Source organism: Lentzea sp. NPDC102401, from assembly GCF_044765805.1.
Classification (GTDB): domain Bacteria; phylum Actinomycetota; class Actinomycetes; order Mycobacteriales; family Pseudonocardiaceae; genus Lentzea; species Lentzea sokolovensis.
This window is the reverse complement of record NZ_JBIWKS010000015.1, coordinates 55,306-69,039: the sequence shown is the minus strand read 5'-3', so window position 1 is coordinate 69,039 and position 13,734 is coordinate 55,306. Positions and strand designations below refer to the sequence as shown.

17 protein-coding genes are annotated in these 13,734 nt (G+C 67.5%); 8 read left to right on the top strand and 9 right to left on the bottom strand.

All coding sequences use genetic code 11. The features are described from left to right. The first annotated feature begins 102 nt into the window (after positions 1 to 102). Together ACIRG5_RS39250 and ACIRG5_RS39245 are read left to right on the top strand one after the other, a co-directional pair. Positions 103 to 408, top strand: coding sequence for a putative quinol monooxygenase (locus ACIRG5_RS39250; RefSeq protein WP_402914741.1), 306 nt, complete (start codon positions 103 to 105; stop codon positions 406 to 408). Next, the gene (locus ACIRG5_RS39245) at positions 408 to 1,307 is read left to right on the top strand and encodes an alpha/beta hydrolase (RefSeq protein ID WP_402914738.1); all 900 of its coding nucleotides are present in this window, start codon (positions 408 to 410) and stop codon (positions 1,305 to 1,307) included. The genes ACIRG5_RS39250 and ACIRG5_RS39245 overlap by 1 nt, the downstream gene beginning before the upstream one ends. On the opposite strand, the gene ACIRG5_RS39240 is transcribed toward ACIRG5_RS39245, so the two are convergent. The 7 genes from ACIRG5_RS39240 to ACIRG5_RS39210 form a co-directional block, all read right to left on the bottom strand. Further along, a complete protein-coding gene (locus ACIRG5_RS39240; protein WP_319978761.1) occupies positions 1,304 to 1,567 on the bottom strand; it encodes a hypothetical protein in 264 nt (87 codons plus the stop codon). The two genes, ACIRG5_RS39245 and ACIRG5_RS39240, sit on opposite strands and share 4 nt — an antisense overlap. Positions 1,568 to 1,691: 124 nt before the next feature. Further along, positions 1,692 to 2,939, bottom strand: coding sequence for an ABC transporter substrate-binding protein (locus ACIRG5_RS39235; protein WP_402914736.1), 1,248 nt, complete (start codon positions 2,937 to 2,939; stop codon positions 1,692 to 1,694). Positions 2,940 to 2,991: 52 nt separating this feature from the next. Further along, the gene (locus tag ACIRG5_RS39230; protein WP_402914733.1) at positions 2,992 to 4,110 is read right to left on the bottom strand and encodes a branched-chain amino acid ABC transporter permease; all 1,119 of its coding nucleotides are present in this window, start codon (positions 4,108 to 4,110) and stop codon (positions 2,992 to 2,994) included. Continuing rightward, positions 4,107 to 4,994, bottom strand: coding sequence for a branched-chain amino acid ABC transporter permease (locus tag ACIRG5_RS39225; RefSeq protein WP_402914731.1), 888 nt, complete (start codon positions 4,992 to 4,994; stop codon positions 4,107 to 4,109). The genes ACIRG5_RS39230 and ACIRG5_RS39225 overlap by 4 nt, the downstream gene beginning before the upstream one ends. Next, positions 4,987 to 6,807 (bottom strand): AMP-dependent synthetase/ligase, encoded by a 1,821-nt coding sequence (locus tag ACIRG5_RS39220; RefSeq protein WP_402914728.1) that lies wholly within the window; start codon positions 6,805 to 6,807, stop codon positions 4,987 to 4,989. The genes ACIRG5_RS39225 and ACIRG5_RS39220 overlap by 8 nt, the downstream gene beginning before the upstream one ends. Then, complete coding sequence (locus ACIRG5_RS39215) at positions 6,804 to 7,583, bottom strand: ABC transporter ATP-binding protein (protein ID WP_402914725.1); 780 nt, start codon at positions 7,581 to 7,583, stop codon at positions 6,804 to 6,806. The genes ACIRG5_RS39220 and ACIRG5_RS39215 overlap by 4 nt, the downstream gene beginning before the upstream one ends. Continuing rightward, the gene (locus tag ACIRG5_RS39210; RefSeq protein WP_402914722.1) at positions 7,580 to 8,353 is read right to left on the bottom strand and encodes an ABC transporter ATP-binding protein; all 774 of its coding nucleotides are present in this window, start codon (positions 8,351 to 8,353) and stop codon (positions 7,580 to 7,582) included. The genes ACIRG5_RS39215 and ACIRG5_RS39210 overlap by 4 nt, the downstream gene beginning before the upstream one ends. A gap of 213 nt (positions 8,354 to 8,566) precedes the next feature. Between ACIRG5_RS39210 and ACIRG5_RS39205 the strand changes: the two genes are divergently transcribed. From ACIRG5_RS39205 to ACIRG5_RS39195, 3 genes are read left to right on the top strand one after another with little or no spacing between them, the layout of a single operon-like run. Continuing rightward, positions 8,567 to 9,031 carry an SRPBCC family protein gene (locus ACIRG5_RS39205; RefSeq protein ID WP_402914720.1) on the top strand — a complete coding sequence of 155 codons (465 nt, stop codon included), beginning with the start codon at positions 8,567 to 8,569 and terminating at the stop codon, positions 9,029 to 9,031. Positions 9,032 to 9,043: 12 nt separating this feature from the next. Beyond that, positions 9,044 to 9,763, top strand: coding sequence for a SigB/SigF/SigG family RNA polymerase sigma factor (locus tag ACIRG5_RS39200; RefSeq protein WP_402914718.1), 720 nt, complete (start codon positions 9,044 to 9,046; stop codon positions 9,761 to 9,763). A gap of 42 nt (positions 9,764 to 9,805) precedes the next feature. Further along, entirely contained in the window at positions 9,806 to 10,237 is a 432-nt protein-coding gene (locus tag ACIRG5_RS39195; protein WP_402914715.1) for a DUF4383 domain-containing protein, read from the top strand. Here the strand turns inward: ACIRG5_RS39195 and ACIRG5_RS39190 are convergent. Continuing rightward, on the bottom strand, positions 10,215 to 11,126 hold the full coding sequence (locus ACIRG5_RS39190; RefSeq protein ID WP_402914712.1) for a DNA topoisomerase IB: 912 nt from the start codon (positions 11,124 to 11,126) through the stop codon (positions 10,215 to 10,217). The two genes, ACIRG5_RS39195 and ACIRG5_RS39190, sit on opposite strands and share 23 nt — an antisense overlap. 49 nt (positions 11,127 to 11,175) lie before the next feature. Between ACIRG5_RS39190 and ACIRG5_RS39185 the strand changes: the two genes are divergently transcribed. The 3 genes from ACIRG5_RS39185 to ACIRG5_RS39175 are packed head-to-tail and all read left to right on the top strand — an operon-like array spanning position 11,176 to position 13,395. Continuing rightward, entirely contained in the window at positions 11,176 to 12,243 is a 1,068-nt protein-coding gene (locus ACIRG5_RS39185) for a glutamate--cysteine ligase (protein ID WP_402914709.1), read from the top strand. Continuing rightward, complete coding sequence (locus tag ACIRG5_RS39180; RefSeq protein ID WP_402914707.1) at positions 12,243 to 12,998, top strand: iron-containing redox enzyme family protein; 756 nt, start codon at positions 12,243 to 12,245, stop codon at positions 12,996 to 12,998. The genes ACIRG5_RS39185 and ACIRG5_RS39180 overlap by 1 nt, the downstream gene beginning before the upstream one ends. 31 nt (positions 12,999 to 13,029) lie before the next feature. Then, positions 13,030 to 13,395 carry an STAS domain-containing protein gene (locus ACIRG5_RS39175; RefSeq protein ID WP_330273653.1) on the top strand — a complete coding sequence of 122 codons (366 nt, stop codon included), beginning with the start codon at positions 13,030 to 13,032 and terminating at the stop codon, positions 13,393 to 13,395. On the opposite strand, the gene ACIRG5_RS39170 is transcribed toward ACIRG5_RS39175, so the two are convergent. Continuing rightward, on the bottom strand, positions 13,380 to 13,724 hold the full coding sequence (locus tag ACIRG5_RS39170; protein ID WP_402914703.1) for a hypothetical protein: 345 nt from the start codon (positions 13,722 to 13,724) through the stop codon (positions 13,380 to 13,382). The genes ACIRG5_RS39175 and ACIRG5_RS39170 overlap by 16 nt on opposite strands. Between the last annotated feature and the right edge of the window lie 10 nt (positions 13,725 to 13,734).

Here is a 13,734-nt window from a genome sequence, read left to right as displayed (position 1 = left end):
ATTGGGCAAGAGCGCGGCAGCATCGATCTCCTGTCGACCCTGTTCAAGCTGATCTGATGAGTCCATCGCCAGAACAGCGAAACGAACAGAAGGTAGGAACAGATGAGCGTCGAGCACGGCTTCCACGCCACCCTGACCGCACAGCCCGGCAAGCGCGACGAGGTGATCGAGTTCCTGCTCGACGCGCCGTCGCTGACCAACGACGACTGCGTGGTCTTCCTGGTCGGCCGCTCGACCACCGACCCGGACGTCGTCCACGTGACCGAGGGCTGGACGACGGCCGAGGCGCACAGCGCGTTCTTCGCCACCGAGGAGGCGCAGGCGCTCGTCGCGAACCTCCAGACCCTGCTGGCCGGCGAGTCCACGTACTCCGCCGAGCTGCCCGTCGGTGGCAAGGCGGCGTTCTGATGGCCCGCCCCGCCCTCGACCCCGAGCTGCGCACGCTGCTCGCCGGCATGCCGTTGGGGACCGAGCTCACCTACGAGTTGGTCCAGCAGATCCGGCAGATGCCGTCGCCGCCGTTCAAAACCGACGCCGAACGGCACGACGTGACGCTCGGCGAGATCACGCTGACCGTCTTCCGTCCCAAGGAACTCACCGAACCCGCACCGTGCGTCTACTGGATCCACGGCGGCGGCATGGTGATGGGCGACCGGTTCTCGCAGATCGACATTCCCCTGGAGTGGCTGGCAGAACTCGGCGTCGTCGTGGTCACCGTGGAACACCGCCTCGCACCGGAGGTGACCGGCGCGACGCTCGTCGAGGACTGCTACCGAGGTCTGTTGTGGACGGTCGAGAACGCGGAGTCGCTCGGCATCGGCAAGGTCGTCGTGGCGGGCATCAGCGCCGGCGGCGGTCTGGCCGCCGGAGTCACGTTGATGGCCCGTGACCTGGACGGACCGGAGATCGCGGCCCAGGTGCTGATCTGCCCGATGCTCGACCACCGCAACAACACCACGTCCAGCGCGCAGTACTCCGGCGACCCCGCGGTGTGGACGCGCGAGATGAACGAGTTCGGCTGGCGGTCGGTGCTCGGCGATCTCGCGGACGTTCCCCGTTACGTGTCACCGGCTCTGGCCGACGACCTGTCCGGGTTGCCGTCCACGTACATCGACACCGGGACCGCGGAGGTGTTCCGGGACGAGGACGTCGACTACGCCACCCGCATCTGGGCGGCAGGAGGAGACGCCGAACTGCACACGTGGGCAGGCGGGTTCCACGGCTTCGACGCGCTCTACCCGGACGCACGGCTTTCCAGCACGGCGAGGCGAACCCGCACCGAATGGCTCGCGCGCAAACTGGGTTAGGCGGGCAGCGGACGCATCCGGTCCGGCATGTGCGCGCGGAGAGTGTCGTGCAACGCGCACACTTCGTCGGCGTCCAGCAGCACGGACCCCGTCTCGCACGCCAGCACCGCCTCGCCGGTGCGCTGGTCGGGCACGTACCGCAGTTCCACGTCCGGCACGGTGCACGACTCCGCCTGACGAATCGCCGCCAGCAGCTCCGCCACCCGTTCGTACCCCAGCCGCGCGCTCCAACGCGACGCGGCCAGGGGACGAACGAACAAACGAAGTCCTCCAGCGGATCGGCGAACCTCGACGCACGACAACACCGCCAACAACCTCCTACGAGCTCAACGGCGAGCCTAGTCAGCGATGTCCGTTTTCAGCGTCGGGTGTCACCCGTTCGGTTCATTGGTAGCAGGGCTTCTCGAACTTGAAATCTTTTGCCGTGGAACCGGTGAAGAAGTCCTCTACCAGCGTCACTCCGGTCGGAGCGGCGTCGTCGGGCTTGTAGAGGGTCGACTGACGGAACAGTGCGTCCTGGGGCGAAGCGGAGAAATTACCTGCACCCGAAGGAAGCATGCCCTCGTAGTCCACCGAGGTGAGCTGGCGCACAGCGGCGAGCACACCGGCACGCGTCAGATCCTTGTTGGAGGCGGCCTTTTCCAGTGCGGCCTTGAGCGGGTACGCCCACACCCAACCGGCGGTGTAGCCGTCGTTCGGCGTCACGCCCGGCAGTGCGGCACGCATCGCGGTGTGGCCCACGGACTCGGTGTTCCACGCCTTCCACGGCGCCGACTGCATGTACAGCGCCTTGATCGCGGGAGCGGCCGGCGACTTGAGCAGACCGGGATTCCACGTCGGCGAGGTGCCGATGAACTTGCCCTTGAAGCCACGGGCGGCAGCCTGTCCGATGATCACGGCGGCGTCGGTCGGACCGGTTGTCAGGATCACCAGGTCCGGCTTCTTCGACACCACGGCGTCGATCGCCCCGCCCTGGTTGTCCTGGCCGGCCGTGGTGGTCACGTTCTCGAACGACAGCCCGCGCTTCTCGGCCGCGATCTTCGTTCCCGCCGCCGCGTCGTCGCCGTAGTCACCGGCGTTGTGCACGGCCATGACGGACTTCACGCCCATCTTCTCGGTGGCGTAGTCGACGGCGTTCATCGACTCGACGCAGTAGTTCGCGCCGGACTCCAGCACGACCTCGTGGTAGCCCCACAACGAGGTCCAGGACGCCGGCACGGCGACCATCGGGGTCTTCTCGAGGTCCGGCAGGATCGCGACGGTCGTGGGAGAACCCAGCGTCTGGGTCAGCGCCAGGACGTTGCCCTTGATCTCCTGGTAGACCTGGTTGTGGATCTGCGGGTTGTACTTGTTGTCCTTGACGTACTTGGTGACGTCGACCTCGTAGCCGCCGATGCCGCCCTTGTCGTTCACCCGCTTCCAGAACGCCTTCTGCGAGTCCGTGATCGGCACGGCCAGGGTCTTGAACGGGCCCTCGGTGAGGTCCGAGATGGTGCCGAGGTAGATGCAGCCCTTGGACTTGTCGACGGCCTCGGGGCACGCCTCCTTCGTCACGCCGACGTCGACCTTGATGCCGCCCGCGCCCTCCTGCGGCGCCGCATCGCCACCGCCTCGACACGAGGCGAGCAGCAACGCCCCGACGAATATTACTGCGAGTCTCTTACCAGACATGGAGATTCTCTCCTCAGTACGAGAACGGCCAGGTGCGCCAGTAGTTGCGGACGCGGACCCAGATGCCGAACAACCCGCGTGGCTCGACGATGAGGAACACGATGATGAGCACGCCGTAGAGCACGGCCTCCAGTTGGAAGACCGTGATCACACCGGTCGCGTCACCACTGATGAACGGCAGCACCGTGGGCAGTTCCCTGGTGATGCGTGGCAGCAGAGTGATGAAGAGCGCGCCCATGATCGCTCCGGAGATGGTGCCCGCGCCGCCGATGAGCACCATCGCGATGTACTGCACTGACAACAGCAGGCTGAACGAGCCCGGATCGAAGAACCCGTTCACCACGAACAACAACGCGCCCGCGACACCCGCGTAGAACGAGGACACCGCGAACGCCAGGACCTTGTACTTCGTCAGGTCGACGCCGATCACCGACGCGGCCAGGTCCCGGTCCCGCACCGCCGCGAACGCCCGCCCGACCCGCGAGCGCACCAGGTTCCGCGCCAGCACACCGAAGATCACCAGCAGCACGAACATCAGCAGGTACAGCTGCTGTGCCGCCGTGAACATCCCGTTGTCCTGATCCAGCCGCACCCCGAAGAGCTCGGGCACGGCCGCGGGCCGCCCGACTCCCGGGCCGCCGGTGAGCGACGTCCACTCCCGGAACACGTGCTCCCCTAGGAAGACCAGCCCCAGCGTCACGATCGCGAGGTAGAGACCCCGCAACCGCACCGCCACCGGCGCCACCAGGACGCCGAAGAGCGCGGCCATCAGTCCCGAGGCCAGCAGCCAGATCGGCAGCGACGTGATGCCGAAGCCGATCACCCGCCCGGTCTCGGGACCACTGAGAGCCGCGGCCGTGTACGCACCGATCGCGAGGAAGAACGCGTGCCCCAACGAGACCTGGCCCGCGTACCCCGTGACGATGTTCAGCCCGATCGCACCGATCGCCGCCACGAACCCGGTGGCGAGCAGCTGCAGCAGGTCGTCGGTGATCATGAACGGCAGGACCAGTGCCAGGACGATCAGGCCGCCCGACCACGCGCGTTTGGGACGCGTGTTCAGGAAACCCATGTCCTGCTTGTAGGAGGTGTACAGCTCTGGCCTGCCCTTGATGCTCGTTGGCCTCTTCACAGCCGCTCCACCTCCCTCTTGCCGAACAGTCCGTACGGTCTGACGAGCAAAACGAGCAGCATCAACGCGTACGGCGCGACCAGCCCGAAGTTCGACCCGAGCCACGGCGCGAAATCACCCTGGTAGGTGCCGAAGAGCGACTCGACGACACCGACCGCCAGCCCGCCGACCACCGCCCCGCCCAGCGACTCCAGGCCGCCGAGGATGATCGCGGGCAGGGCTTTCAGCGCCACGATCCAGAGCTGCTGGTCGACGCCCGCGCCCGTCGCGACGAACACGCCGGCCAGCGCGGCGAGACCGCCCGCCAGTGCCCACGACAGCGCGAACACCGACCCGACCGAGATCCCCTGTGCCAGCGCCACTTCCTGGTCGTAGGCGACCGCCCGCATCGCGAGCCCGATCCGCGAGTAGCGGAAGAACGCGAACAGCGCGACCGTCACGACCGCGGTCGTCGCGATCATCACGAGATAACGCTGCTGCACCTCGGCGCCCAGGAAGTTCACCGTGTTCAGGCCCCACGGGTCGCCGACCTGCCGGACGTCGAGGCCGATGAACGCGTTCGTCACCACCCTGACCACGACGTCCACGCCGATGGTGATGATCGCGACCACGAACACCGGTTTGCCGACCATCGGCCGCAGCACCGTGCGTTCGACTCCCAGCGCCAGCACCGCGATCACCACGGCGGCGACGACAACCGCCCCGACGAACGACACCACGGGCGAGAGGTACGAGACCAGCACCGCGCCCGCCAGCATGAACGCCGGCTGCGCGAAGCTGATCACCTGCGTCGACTTGTAGATGATCACGAAGCCGAGCGCGAGCAACGAGTAGATCGATCCGGTGCCGAGACCCCGGATCAGCGACTGGAGAAACTCATCCATACATGCTCTCCACGAGGTCGTCGAACATCTTGCCCAGCGCGGATCTCTTGACCTTCTGCGTCGCGGTCAGCTCGCCGTCCTCGTGGTCGAGCTCCTTGGGGAACATGCGGAACTTCTTGATCTGCTCGACCGTCGCGAACCTGCCGTTCGCCTCGGTCACGATCTTCTGCACCAGTTCCAGGACCTCGGGTTTCTCCGACAGGTCCCGGTAGGTGGTGTAGGTGATCCGACGCTGCTGCGCCCAGTGACCGACCGTCTCGAACTCGATGCCGATCAACGCCACCAGGTACGCCCGCTGGTCGCCGATCACGACGGCCTCCTTGATGTACGGGGAGGTCTTCAGCGCGTTCTCGAGCTCGGACGGCGCGATGTTCTTGCCGCCCGCGGTGATGATGATGTCCTTCATCCGGTCGGTGATCTTCACGTGCGTGCCGTCGACCCACTCGCCGACGTCACCGGTGTGCAGCCAGCCGTCGTTCAGGACCCGCCCGGTGGACTCGGGGTCCTGCCAGTAGCCCGCGAACGTGCCGCCGTGCCGGGTGAGGATCTCGCCGGTCTCCTCGTCGATCCGGAGCTCCGTGCCGGGCTGCGGCTCGCCGACCGTGCCGATCTTGACGCGTCCCGGCCGGTTTCCCGTTGCCACGGCGGTGTTCTCGGTCATGCCGTAGACCTCGTGCATCGGCACCCCGATGCCCATGAAGAACTTCAGCACGTCCGGCGCGATCGGCGCGGCTCCGGACGCCGCGTACCGGACGTGCCGCATGCCGATCCGGGCCTTCAGCGCGCGGAAGCAGAACAGCCAGCCCAGCGCGTAGACCAACCGGCTCTTGCCGGTGTGCCTGCCGCCGTTGTGCACCAGCGTTTCGCCGATGCTCTCCGCGCGCTTGAGCCAGAACCGGCTCGTCGTGCGCTTGAGCCGGGAAGCCGACGACACCCCGATCGTGACGCCCGCCAGCACCTTCTCCCAGATGCGCGGAACACCGAACAGGATCGTCGGCTGCACCTCGCGGAGATTCGCCTGCACCGTCTCGATCGACTCGGCGAAGTGGACCTGCACACCGCTGGCCGCGCTGAACCACGTCGTGAAGATGCGTTCGGCCACGTGGCACAACGGCAGGTAGGACAGCGTGACGTCGGCGGAGGACGGCGGTGGCGAAGTGAAACCGCCGCCCTCCACCAGCACGTGCACCGCGAACTCGACGTTGGCGACGGTGAGCATCGCGCCTTTGGGCGGTCCGGTGGTTCCGGACGTGTAAATCAACGTCATGACGTCGTCGGGCTCGGTCTGCGCCATGCGTTCGGCGAGCTCACCGGAGAACGAGTCGCGGTGCTGCGCGCCCAGCGCGAGAAAGTCCTCCCAAGCCAGGAGTTTCGGGTTGTCGTAGCGGCCCTTGATCCCGCGCGGCTCGACGTAGACGATCCATTCCAGGTCGGGCGTGTCCTCCAGCACCAGCAACGCCTTGTCGACCTGTTCCTGGTCCTCGGCGATCAGGATCCGCGTGCCGGAGTGCGACAGGAGGTACGCGACCTCGGACGCGGGGTTCGTCGGGTAGAGCCCGACCGTGATGCCCCTCGCCGCGACGATGCCGAGGTCGGCGTAGAGCCATTCGCGCCGGTTCTCGGAGTGGATCGCCACCCGTTCGCCCGGTTGCAGGCCGAGTGCGAGCAACGCGTGCCCGACCAGTTCGACGTTCGCCCAGTAGCCGGACCAGCTGACCTCCTGCCAGATGCCGAAGTCCTTGGCCCGCAGGGCGATCTGATCGGGCGTGCTCGCGGCCCTGTCCTTGACGCGCGTGACTACCGTTGTGGTCATGGCGTCACGCTCTTGTGCTGCTCGCCGAGGTACGCGCGGATGACGTCGGGATCCTGCTGCACCTCCGCGGGTGTGCCGGTGCGGATCGGGCGGCCGAAGTCCATGACCATCACGCGGTCGGCGAGGTCCATCACGAGGCCCATGTCGTGCTCCACCATGATCATCGGGATGTTCAGCTCCTCGCGGACGTCGAGGATGAACCGGGCCATGTCCTCGGTCTCCTCGACGTTCATGCCGGCCACCGGCTCGTCGAGCAGCAGGAGCTTGGGCTCCATCGCGAGCGCCCTGCCCAGTTCGACGCGCTTCTGCACGCCGTAGGGCAGCAGGCCGACCGGGAACCGGCGCCACTGCTCCAGTTCCAGGAAGTCGATCACGTCCTCGACCGCGGCCCTGTTCTTCAGCTCCTCGCCGCGCGCCTTGCCGAGCCAGAAGAACGCCGACAACGCGCCGTACCGCATGTGGTTGTGGCGGCCCAGCATGAGGTTGTCGACGACGGTGAGGTGGGAGAACAGCTCGATGTTCTGGAACGTGCGGGCCATGCCCCGCGCGGCGATGCGGTGCGGCCGCATGCCGATCAGGTCGTCGCCGTGGAACCGCACGGTGCCCTGCTGTGGCCGGTAGACGCCGCTCAGGACGTTGAAGATGGACGTCTTGCCGGCGCCGTTCGGGCCGATGACGGCGAAGAGCTCGCCCTCCTCGACGCTGAACGACACCCCGTCGACGGCCACGACGCCGTCGAACGCGAGCCGGACGTCGGTGACTTCCAGAACGCTCACGACAGCCACCGCTTCCTGCGCTTGTAGTGCTTGACCGCACGGAACGAGGAGGTGCCGAGACCGAGGTAGAACTCGCGGATGTCGTCGTCGGCCAGCAGCGCTTCGGCCGGCTTGTCCATGACGACCTTGCCGGTCTCCAGCACGTAGCCGTGGTCGGCGATGGAGAGCGCCATGCTGGCGTTCTGCTCCACCAGCAGGACCGTGGTGCCCTGTTCGTTGATCTTCACGACGAGGTCGCGGATCTGCTGCACCAGCAACGGCGCGAGGCCGAGACTGGGCTCGTCCAGCAGGAGGTAGGACGGTTCCGACATGAGCGCCCGGCCGATCGAGAGCATCTGCTGCTCGCCGCCGGACAGGTAGCCCGCGCTCTGTCTTCGCCTTTCCAGCAGTCGTGGAAAGAGCTCGTAGCAGCGGTCCAGGTTCTGCTTGAGCCGCTTGGGTCTCGCGTGACCACCGACCTTGAGGTTCTCCTCGACGGTCAGCTCGGCCAGGATCCTCCTGCCCTCCAGAGCCTGTTTGATGCCCCGGTCGGCGATCTTCGCCGGTGAGAGGCGGTGGATCGGTTCACCGTCGAGCGTGATCGAGCCCTTGGTGACCTTGCCGTCGTGCACGTCGAGCAGGCCGCTGAAGGCCCTCATCAACGTCGTTTTCCCAGCTCCGTTCGCTCCGAGCAGAGCCACGACCTTGCCCTGGGGCACCTTGAGGCTCACGCCACGGAGCACCAGCATCACGTCGTCGTAGACAACCTCAAGGTTGTTCGCCTCGAGCACCAGCGCCTCCTAGGGCCCCTGACATACCGCGCAGTATGCCGTCCTTGAGACGTGGATCACAGAGCGATTTGACCACTGTGGGCGAATTCGTGATGCGCAGATGGCGACTGTTTCGTCACTTTACGTGACTGTCCAGAGTGGACTTTTCGCCGATGTGTAACGCGGCGTGACACGGGTACTCACGGGACGACACCAATCGAAGGAGGAGGTTTCGTGACCACCATTGAGAAGTCGGTGGATGTCCACGTGCCAGTGAGCACCGCGTACAACCAGTGGACCCAGTTCGAATCCTTCCCGGCGTTCATGGACGGCGTCGAGAAGATCGACCAGGTCACGCCGACCAGGACCCACTGGACCACGAAGATCGGTGGCGTCGTCCGCGAGTTCGACGCGGAGATCACCGAGCAGCACGCGGACGAACGCGTCGCGTGGACGACGGTCGATGGTCCGCCACAGGGTGGCGTGGTGACGTTCCACCGCCTCGACAACGACACGACCAGGGTCCACCTCCAGATGGAGTACGACCCGGAGACCCTCACCGAGAAGGCCGGTGCCGCGCTCGGCGTGGTCGGCCACCGGGTCGAGGGCGACCTGAAGCGGTTCAAGGAGTTCATCGAGAACCGCGGTACCGAGACAGGCGCCTGGCGTGGTGACGTGACGCCGCCGCCCCAGGTCTGATCGCGGTGTGCGTTGACGCCAGACCAGCACGCGGCGTTCGAGGAACTCGCCCGCACCTCCCGTGACTCGCAGTGCTACTACGCGCTGCGGGACCGGTTGGTGCGCGAGTACCTCCCCCTCGCCCGCCACATCGCTCGCCGTTTCAGTGAACGCGGCGAGCCGATCGAAGATCTCGCGCAGGTGGCCGCGGTCGGCCTGATCAACGCCATCGACCGGTTCGACGTGGGCCGGCAGACGGACTTCCTGTCCTATGCCGTGCCCACGATCACCGGCGAGGTGCGGCGCCACTTCCGCGACCAGTGCTGGGCGGTGCGGGTCCCCCGCAGGTTGAAGGAGCTGTGCGACTCGATCGACGGAGCCACCGCCGAACTGTCGCACTGCACCGGGCGATCTCCCACTCCCTCCGAGATCGCCCGGCACCTGGGGGTGTCGCTCACCGACGTCTACGAGGGCCTGCGGATCGAGAAGAACGTGGCGTTCGCGCCGCTCGACTCGCTGGAAGGCTCGACCGTCGACGACCCGGCGCTGGAAGGCGTCGAGATCCACGAGGCCCTGCAGCCGATGCTGCGGGGCCTTCCCCGGCGTGAGAGGACCATCGTGGTCCTGCGGTTCTTCGGCCGGCTCACCCAGACCGAGATCGCCCGCCGCGTCGGCATCTCCCAGATGCACGTGTCGCGGCTGCTCACCAAGTCACTGGAGCAGCTGCGGCACGACCTGCTGGCGGAAGAGTGAAATGAGCGAGCGGGAATGTCCGTTTCTGGCGATACTGAGTTCATGAACCGGTTGCGGTGGCCCCAGAAGCTGGCGATCGGCACCGGCTCGCTGCTCGTGCTGTGGGGAGTGGCCGGGTTCTTCGCGACCGGCTTCTCCTCCTTCGCCGGCGAGTCCGAGACCTGGATCCTCTGGCTGCGCGTCAACCCGCTGCAGAACGTCATCCACCTGGTCTTCGGTGTCGCGCTGCTGCTCGCCGCCCCGCGGTTGAAGGCGCTGAGCGGGACGGCGCTGCTGGTGGCGGTGGCGTTCCTGGTGCTGTTCGGACTGGGCCTGGCCCGCTACGACGACGAGGTCGTCAACTTCCTGAACGTCAATCCCGGCAGCAACGCGCTGCACCTGTTCGCCGGGTTCGCGGCGCTGGCCGCGGCGCAGGGTGCCGCGTGGTGCCGGCAGTGCGACCGGGCCGCCCTCAAGCACGCCGGAGCAGCCTGAACACCGCCCGTTCCGGGTCGCCCCTGCCGATGACCTCTCCCCGTTCGAACGCCTCGACCAGGCGTGGGTCGACGTAGGACTTCCGCGCCACCGACGGCGTGTTGCCCAGGTTCCCGGCGACCTCCTTCATGACCTGGCTGACCGCGCGCTTCGTCGGCTTGGGCTGGTCCGCGAACGCCTGGGCGGCGAACACCGTGGCGTGCCAGGTGCGCAGGTCCTTCACGCTGAACTCGTCACCGACCAGTTCGCGGAACCGCGCGTTGACGTCGTCGGCGGTGATGTCGAAGACGCGGCAGTCCGCGGGCTTGTCCTTGACGAGCGACCGGACGGCTCGCGCGAGTCGCGGGTCGGTGACCTCCTCGTCGACCTCGACGCCGGACTTGGCCGGAAAGTGGAACCGGACCCGATCGCCGGTCACCGAGAGGTGTTCGCAGAGCAGGGTCGAGACGCCGTGCGTGCCGTTCTCCTCCACGTACTCTTCGTGGCCGACGCGGAACATGCCCAGGTCGAGCATCCGCAACGCGATGGCGACCAACCGCCTGGAACCGCGCGACCTCATGTCCTTCTCGATCTGCTCGCGAAACCCGCGGAGCTTCGGGGCGAGCCGCAGCACCCGGACGAACTTCTCCATGTCGCGGTCGGTCCGCCATTTCTCGTGGTAGAGGTACTGACGGCGGCCGGCGTCGTCCACGCCCACGGCCTGGATGTGGCCGTTGGGGTGCGGCGAGATCCACACGTCCCGCCACGCCGGCGGGATGACCAGGGCTTTCACCCGGTCGACGTCCTCTTTGGGCAGTGGCTCGCCTGCCTCGTCCAGGTAGCGGAAACCCTGGCCGTGCCTGCGCCGCGTCCATCCGGGACCGTCCGTCCTGCTGCGCCTCAGTCTCATCCGGCCACTCCGAGGTTGATCACCATGGAACGCGGGTACCCGCCCCGCGATGAATCACTACACGGTCGGCGTGGAACAGGAGTTCCTGCTGGTAGATCCCGATTCGCGGCGGCCGGTGGCACTGGCACCCCGGGTCAGGGAGAGCTCCAGCGCGCCCGGCGACCTCGACGTGCAGGGCGAGCTGACGCCGTTCCAGATCGAGGTGGCCACGGGTGTCACCTCGTCGTTCGAGGAACTGGACGAGCAGGTGCGGCAGGGACGGCGGGTGCTCGTGGACGCCGCCGACGAGGCCGGGTGCCGGCTCGTGGCGACGGGCATGCCGCCGATCGGTGAGGCCGGTCCCCCTCCCGGATCGGATGACCCCCGCTATCACCGGATCGAGTACTCCCACCGAAGACTCGTATCGGGAACGGGCGCGTGCGGATTGCATGTGCACGTGGGTGTTTCATCGAAGTCCGAAGCATTGGCGGCGTCGAACAAACTGCGGGCGTGGCTGCCGACGCTGCTGGCACTGAGCGCGAACTCCCCGTACTCCCAGGGAGAGGACACCGGGTACGCGAGCTGGCGGTCGATGGTGTGGTCGCGCTGGCCGGTGAGCGGGCCGCCGCCGTTCTGGAACGGCCCCGCCGACTACGACCGGACCGTCGACGCGTTGATCAGCTCGGAAGCGTTGATGGACAGGGCGATGGTGTACTGGGACGTCCGCCCCTCCGCCGATCATCCGACGGTTGAAGTGCGTGTTGCGGACATTCCCCAGCTGGCAACGGAAGTCTCGGTTCTCGCGGAGCTGGTCCGTGCCCTCGTCGTGACGGAACCCTCCGAACAGCGGGTGGACGATTCCGTGCTGCGAGCGGCATATTGGCGGGCGTCGCGCGACGGGGTCGACGGACTGGCCGCCGATCCACACACCGGAAAACTCTCCCCCGCGTTCGACCGGGCGACATCGCTCGTCGAGCACGTCGCGGTCGCGCTGCGCGATCGCGGCACGCTGTCTACTGTGGAGCACCAGTTGGACTGGTTGCGCCACAACGGCTGCGGTGCCGCTCGGCAACGACGCTGCCCGGACCCCGAGTCCCTTGTGGACATGCTGATCGCCCGAACGCGTGAGGAAACCTGATGCGCCTCCCCGGTCCCCGCGGCCACATGAGCTCCGCCCTGGTCGCAGCACTGCGCCTGCCGCCCCCACCGCGGCCCGCGCTGCTCGTCAGCGGCGGCACCAGGGAGGCGTGGCTCGACGACGACCTGCAGCTGTCGCTGTGGATCTGCTACGAGCTGCGGATGCGCGGCTTCGACGACGTCGCCTCCGGCTGGGAGGACCACCCCGCGCTGGCCCAGTTCCACGCGGCCCTGGAGGCGCGCTGGGAAGAGGCGCTGCGGTCGCTGACCGAGGTCACCGCTCCCACGGCGTTGCCGCCGGAGGGAGTGGCCGAACTCCGCCGGCACCACTCGTTCTGGCAGCCGCGCCGCGAGATGCGGTCGGTGCTGCGCGACATCCAGGGCGACGCATACGGCACGCGTTCCGAGCGGACGCACTCCGCGCTGTTCACCGTGACGTTGCGCGATCTGGAACCGTCCGTCGGAGTCGACGAGATGCCCGCGCCGACCCTGGCCCTCGCGAACGCGCTGTCGTTGTTCGGCCTGCACCGGCGGCTGGTCGGTGCCCTGGTCGGGTTCCTGACCGCGGTCGACACCATCGGCGGTGACCCGTTCGCGCAGCTGCTGCCCGTGCAGTGCCCGCCGGACGACATCCGTCTCGGCTTCACCGCGTGCCACGAACTGCACGCCCGCCTCACCCAGCACGTCCACGTTTCCCGCCAGGCAGGCCGCAGTTCGCTGAGGGGCCGTCGGCCGCTGGTTTCGAGCCGGGTTTAACGTGGGGTGCTGACCGACTGAAGGAGCTCGCGTGCCTGACCCCACCGCTCTGGCCACCGTGGTCGCCGACCGGATCGCCCCGGACGTCGCCGTGCTGCACGTGTCCGGCGAACTGGACACCACGTCCAGCGGCGAGCTGACCGGTCCGCTCGAAAGCCACGTGACAGAAGGCCAGCGGGCCATCGTCGTGGATCTCGGCGGCGTGAAGTTCCTGGGTTCCGCCGGGCTGGAGGCTCTCGTCCTCGGCCAGCAGCGGGCTTCGCGGACCGGCGTCGAGTTCGTCGTGGTGGCGTCGACGCGAGCCGCGCTGCGGCCGATCGAGGCGACCGGACTGGACGCGGTGTTCACGATCCTGGGATCGATGGACGAGGCAGTGGAGCGCTACTCGGCGAAGTAGCCGCCGGTCGGCCCGTCCGGTCCGATCCGCGTCAACCGCTCGACGGCGTCGGTGTTCTGCTCGGCGGCGTTGATCCGCATCCGCGGGAACGCCTTCGCGTACTGCACCGTGACCACGTTGACCGCTGCCGCGGACGGCGAGTCCTGAGGACCGCTGACGTTCACCACGACCGGGGAGGCCGACCGTTCCAGCAGCGGCAGGTAGGCCTGCAGGACGCGAGCCGCGCCTTCGAGGGCGCCCTCGAAGGTCTCCTCCGCGGCCCCGCCGTGGTTGACCAGCACGTCGAGCGAGTCCGGGGTCGCGGCCGAGGTGATCAGCACAGAAGCCATGCGTCCCACG

Excerpts from the sequence above, each read along its gene's own strand:
- ACIRG5_RS39250 (WP_402914741.1), top strand. The coding sequence starts at position 103 with ATGAGCGTCGAGCACGGCTTCCACGCCACCCTGACCGCACAGCCCGGC.
- ACIRG5_RS39245 (WP_402914738.1), top strand. The coding sequence starts at position 408 with ATGGCCCGCCCCGCCCTCGACCCCGAGCTGCGCACGCTGCTCGCCGGC.
- ACIRG5_RS39225 (WP_402914731.1), bottom strand. The coding sequence starts at position 4,994 with ATGGATGAGTTTCTCCAGTCGCTGATCCGGGGTCTCGGCACCGGATCG.
- ACIRG5_RS39220 (WP_402914728.1), bottom strand. The coding sequence starts at position 6,807 with ATGACCACAACGGTAGTCACGCGCGTCAAGGACAGGGCCGCGAGCACG.
- ACIRG5_RS39195 (WP_402914715.1), top strand. The coding sequence starts at position 9,806 with ATGAACCGGTTGCGGTGGCCCCAGAAGCTGGCGATCGGCACCGGCTCG.
- ACIRG5_RS39190 (WP_402914712.1), bottom strand. The coding sequence starts at position 11,126 with ATGAGACTGAGGCGCAGCAGGACGGACGGTCCCGGATGGACGCGGCGC.
- ACIRG5_RS39185 (WP_402914709.1), top strand. The coding sequence starts at position 11,176 with ATGAATCACTACACGGTCGGCGTGGAACAGGAGTTCCTGCTGGTAGAT.
- ACIRG5_RS39180 (WP_402914707.1), top strand. The coding sequence starts at position 12,243 with ATGCGCCTCCCCGGTCCCCGCGGCCACATGAGCTCCGCCCTGGTCGCA.
- ACIRG5_RS39170 (WP_402914703.1), bottom strand. The coding sequence starts at position 13,724 with ATGGCTTCTGTGCTGATCACCTCGGCCGCGACCCCGGACTCGCTCGAC.